Annotated in this window: 1 protein-coding gene and 1 pseudogene; both read left to right on the forward strand. The window is 64.6% G+C overall.

The window, feature by feature from the left end; all coding sequences use genetic code 11:
- Positions 1-136: 136 nt before the first annotated feature.
- On the forward strand, positions 137-1069 hold the full coding sequence (locus CDV49_RS19945; protein ID WP_035714899.1) for an IS5 family transposase: 933 nt from the start codon (positions 137-139) through the stop codon (positions 1067-1069).
- Between the two features lie 157 nt (positions 1070-1226).
- Positions 1227-1533, forward strand: a pseudogene (locus CDV49_RS19950) (biotin/lipoyl-binding protein); the annotation flags it as partial.

Below are 1533 nucleotides of genomic sequence, written 5' to 3' on the forward strand. Positions count from 1 at the left end.
TTACTTGGGAAATGTGGGTTCTCACCTCCCTGGGCGTGGAGATTTATGCCTCTGGTCATCGGCGGTGGCCGGATGAGGTGAAGGCTCGGGTGGTCGCCGATACACTGCAGCCGGGGGCCACGGTAAGCGTCTCGGCATGAGCAAACCTGAGGCTGCCCGCTACCGTATGACGAACTGGAAGTCCTACAACGAGTCTTTGAGGCGGCGTGGATCGCCACTGATCTGGATGGACAAGGACATGGTGTGGCTGGCGAACAAGGCGGGTCGTCGTGGTCGCCCGCCGGTGTTCTCGGGTGCGGCCATCCAGTTCTGCCTGATGGTGAAGGTGCTCTTCGGGCTGCCGCTTCGGCAGACAACCGGAACGGTGGCCAGCATCCTGGAGATGGTCGAGCTCGACTGGCCCGTGCCGGACTTCTACACCATGAGCCGCAGACAAAAAACCCTCACTGTCCAGATATCCTGCCGGCGCGCACCAGGTCCTCTGAACCTGCTGGTGGACAGCACCGGGATCAAGTTTCTCGGCGATGGAGAATGGCTGGCGCACAAGCATGGCACCCACCGCAAGCGCCAGTATCGCAAGGTCCACCTGGCAATGGATACAGACACCGGCGACATTCGGGCGGTGGAGTTCACTTCCAGCCGCGAAGGCGACGGTCCTGAGCTATCTGACCTTCTGAAGCAGATTCCGCCGGAGGGGCTGGTCGGCACCGTGACCGGCGACGGTGCCTTCGACACCCGGCGATGCCACACCGCAATCGTGGACCGTGGCGGCACGGCCATCATCCCGATCCGGAAGAATGGTCGCCTCTGGAAAGAGGACTGCCCTGCCGCTCGCGCTTGCAACGACATCCTCCGGGCGACCAAACGTTTCGGTCGGGCGAACAGGAAGGTCTGGTCCGGCTATCACGTCCGAAGTCGGATCGAGGCAAGGATGCGCTGCCTCAAATCCTTCGGTGAGCGCATCGCCTCGCAAGACCCCGACAGACAAGCGGCCGAGATCTACATCCGCGTCGCGCTCATGAACCGCTTCAACGCACCCGGCACCGCCGAAATCGAGCGCCTGGCCTGAGCTTAATGGGTAAGGGAGAGCCCTGCTCCGACGCCGAGTTCTGCAACAATGCCCAACAACGCCCATGAAAATTGCTTTTCGCAAGCATGCTTTCGAATTGTCCCCGGCGCGGGCCGGGCGTAGTCTGGCCCTCAGTCGAATGTCAGGGACCGAACCGATGAAACCTGCCAAGGCGCCCCGCCGATCCCTTCTGCCGCTGCTGGTCCTGGCCGTTCTGGCCGGGCTGGTCATCGGTGCCGTCTGGTGGGCGACGCGCCCCGGCCCCCTGCTGATCCAGGGCGAGGTCGCGGCCCCGCGGGTCGATGTCTCGGCCCGCACCTCGGGCCGGGTCACGCGGATCGAGGCCGATCTGGGCCAGCGGGTCGAGGGCGGCCAGCTGCTGGCCGAACTGTCGAACCCGCAGCTGGTCACCGCCCATGCCGCCGCAGCATCAGGGCTGGAGGTCGCCCGCGCCTCGGAGGCCG

This window comes from Haematobacter genomosp. 1, from assembly GCF_002196855.1.
In the GTDB taxonomy this organism is placed as follows: Bacteria; Pseudomonadota; Alphaproteobacteria; order Rhodobacterales; family Rhodobacteraceae; genus Haematobacter.

What these genes read in the sequence shown, in the direction of transcription:
- CDV49_RS19945 (WP_035714899.1), top strand. Translation starts at nt 137, where the DNA reads ATGAGCAAACCTGAGGCTGCCCGCTACCGTATGACGAACTGGAAGTCC.